Annotated in this window: 3 protein-coding genes and 1 pseudogene; 2 read left to right on the top strand and 2 right to left on the bottom strand. The window is 38.6% G+C overall.

Annotated features, from left to right (window positions below):
- A pseudogene (locus MVY38_RS06880) lies at window positions 1–469 on the bottom strand (sensor histidine kinase); the annotation flags it as partial.
- Complete coding sequence (locus MVY38_RS06875) at window positions 462–1,109, bottom strand: response regulator transcription factor (RefSeq protein WP_297484637.1); 648 nt, start codon at window positions 1,107–1,109, stop codon at window positions 462–464. The gene MVY38_RS06875 and the pseudogene MVY38_RS06880, both read right to left, overlap by 8 nt.
- A 134-nt stretch (window positions 1,110–1,243) precedes the next feature.
- On the opposite strand from MVY38_RS06875, the gene MVY38_RS06870 reads away from it, so the two are divergent.
- Complete coding sequence (locus MVY38_RS06870; RefSeq protein WP_297484635.1) at window positions 1,244–1,753, top strand: PAS domain-containing protein; 510 nt, start codon at window positions 1,244–1,246, stop codon at window positions 1,751–1,753.
- Window positions 1,722–2,761 (top strand): methyl-accepting chemotaxis protein (locus tag MVY38_RS11045; protein ID WP_366939775.1); only part of this gene is annotated, 1,040 nt, incomplete at its 3' end. The genes MVY38_RS06870 and MVY38_RS11045, both read left to right, overlap by 32 nt.

Here is a 2,761-nt window from a genome sequence, read left to right as displayed (position 1 = left end):
TAAAGAGTTTGGCAAGAAAAAAGGAGATAAGTACGATAAATATAAAGCTAATACCCATAACAGTAATGACTTGCGTTTGCAGAGTGTGTAGCTTTGTGAAGTAGCTTTTTGTACGCACTACTACATATTCAATGTTGAGATGCTCTTGTGGTGCAGCAGATACTAAGACTTTTTGTCCATCTTTTTTAAAGTAACCGACATGATAATTTTCGCGATCTTGCGTAGGAATGAGGCTGTACTCAAAGCCTTTTTGCTCTGGTAATTGAAGGACAGTTCCCTTCATCTGTGCATTGATAATGTTTCCTGCGAGTTTGTCAGCGATATGTTCTAACTTGTAGTAGGTTTCGCTCTCAAGTGCATTTTTTTGTGCATCGTAGTACCAGTAGCCAAGCAGTAGTATAAATATGGCAGAAGAGCTGAGATACAGGGCTAAAAATGAGTAAAACGACCTTTTTTCCAACTCATTCAAACTTATATCCTTCTCCTCGAATATTTACAATGTGATCTTTTCCTATATGTTTACGAAGATTTTTGACAATGGTACGGATGGCATCATCTCCTGGCATCTCATCGAACTCCCAAAAGTTTTGTAGCAGCTCATCAGAGCTGACAATGCGGTGTCTATTCTTATAGAAGTAGTGTAGGCATTCACTCTCTTTATGTGTGAGATGGACCCTCTTCTGCGCATCAAAAAGTGTATGTGTTTTGACATCAAACTCTAGTGTTGGGGTTATTTTTAGAACTCCTTCAAGTCCAAAGTGGCGTTTGATGTTCTCTATTCGCTGGGTAAGCTCTTCAAGATCAAAAGGTTTTCGTATGAAGTCATTTGCACCTGATTCAAAGGCAGATTTGAGGTACTTGGTACTCTCAAACGCAGTAATAAATATGGCAGGAGTTTCATCTTGAAAGTCACGCAATTCTTTTAAAAGTGAAATGCCATCTCCATCAGGAACATTGATGTCAAAAATATAAAGGTCATAGTTTTCCTCTTCGCTTAAACGCAGCGCTTGTTTCATGCTGTATATTTGCGTGACTTCATATTCGTCTTCTAGGTAGTCCACCAAAATGCTTGCCAACGCCGTGTCATCTTCTAATAATAGTATTTTCATAGATGTATTGTAGCGAAATAGACAGCTATCACAAAAAAATCAAATTATTTAAAAGTTTGGCAAAATTTTAAACTATCTTTTAGACTTTTGGGACTAAAATTATTATGTTTTGTAATAAACACATAGGAGTGTAGATGGCTAAAACAGCACCAAATAACAATGAAAAACAGCTTTCGGCAGATGAGTTCATAGTTTCGAAAACTGATGCAAGCGGACGCATAATTTATGGGAATAAAATCTTTATAAAAATATCGGGATATTCTGAATCTGAACTGCTTGGAAAACCCCACTCGATTCTCAGACATCCTCAGATGCCAAAAATAATCTTTAAATATCTATGGGATAGAGTAAAGGCAAAACAAGAGATATTTGCATATGTAAAAAATATGTGTAAAGATGGCTCTTTTTACTGGGTACTTGCCAATGTAACGGTCACGCTTGATAAAAATGGCAATGTCATAGACCTACACTCAGTCAGACGCAAACCCTCTGCAAAATCAATGCAGGTTATTCCTGAACTCTATAAACAGCTTTTTGCAGCAGAACAGAGCGGTGGCATGGAATCTTCTGAAAAATTACTTAATACAATATTAAAAGAGAAGGGAGAGAGTTATGACGATTTTGTCTTCAATTTACAGCACTAAACAGCATAGTGGGCTTTATGCACTACTCTTAGCTATTATTATCTACTTTGGATATGAGGGAGAATACATCGCAGCAGGAGTTGTTTTTGCTGGAGCAATAGCAACATTGCTTTTGACACTTTTTGATAAAGGTGATGTCTGTGACAAAATATTTAACGATGCACTTATTCGTCAGGTGCGTGATGTACTTATTAAAGCTGGGCGAGGAGAGCTTTCTCATCGTATTACAGATATAGATGAAACACATACGATGCAGGCAGTTGCATGGGGTGTTAATGATATGCTTGACCAGACAGAGCAGTTTATGCGTGATATTCAGGCATCTGTTGCAGCTGCAAATGCAGGGAAAAAGAATCGTGACATTTTAGAAGATGGGTATAAAGGTGACTTTAGAAATGCTGTACCAGATCTAAACGCAGCGATAGCTGCTGTAGCAAACTCCTATATGGACGCACAAAAAACAGCGATTTCCAAAGAGTTTAATGACAATTCGCAAGGGGGAATCTCAAAAGGTCTGCATATCATCCAACAAGACATCATTGACAATGTCGATGTTTTGAAAAAGATCAACGACTCAACAAAAGAGACGGCAGCAGAGGCACTCCAATCTCAAGAAGTTGTACAAAATATTAAAGACAGACTTGATGAACTCATTGAGCTTATTACAAACTCAAATGATTCCATAGTCTCACTCACTGAGCGTACCAATGAGATCACTGCGGTGGTTGACCTTATAAAAGACATCGCTGATCAGACAAACTTGCTTGCACTAAACGCAGCCATAGAAGCCGCTCGTGCAGGAGAACATGGACGAGGTTTTGCCGTAGTTGCAGATGAAGTAAGAAAGCTTGCCGAGCGTACGCAAAAGGCAACGCAAGAGATAGCCATCACGACAAATACACTCAAACAAGAGGCAAATGAGATTCAAGGAAACTCTGAGAACATTACAGAAATAGCGACGAACTCACAAGAAGATGTTGGGCAGTTCTACGATACACTCAACAGGTT

Source organism: Sulfurimonas sp., from assembly GCF_027056685.1.
Lineage (GTDB): Bacteria > Campylobacterota > Campylobacteria > Campylobacterales > Sulfurimonadaceae > Sulfurimonas.
The sequence above is the reverse complement of the archived record's forward strand: the minus strand, read 5'-3'. Positions and strand labels throughout refer to the sequence as shown.

Bases quoted from the DNA above. Each gene is read 5' to 3' on its own strand.
- MVY38_RS06870 (WP_297484635.1), top strand. From the start codon at position 1,244: ATGGCTAAAACAGCACCAAATAACAATGAAAAACAGCTTTCGGCAGAT.
- MVY38_RS06875 (WP_297484637.1), bottom strand. From the start codon at position 1,109: ATGAAAATACTATTATTAGAAGATGACACGGCGTTGGCAAGCATTTTG.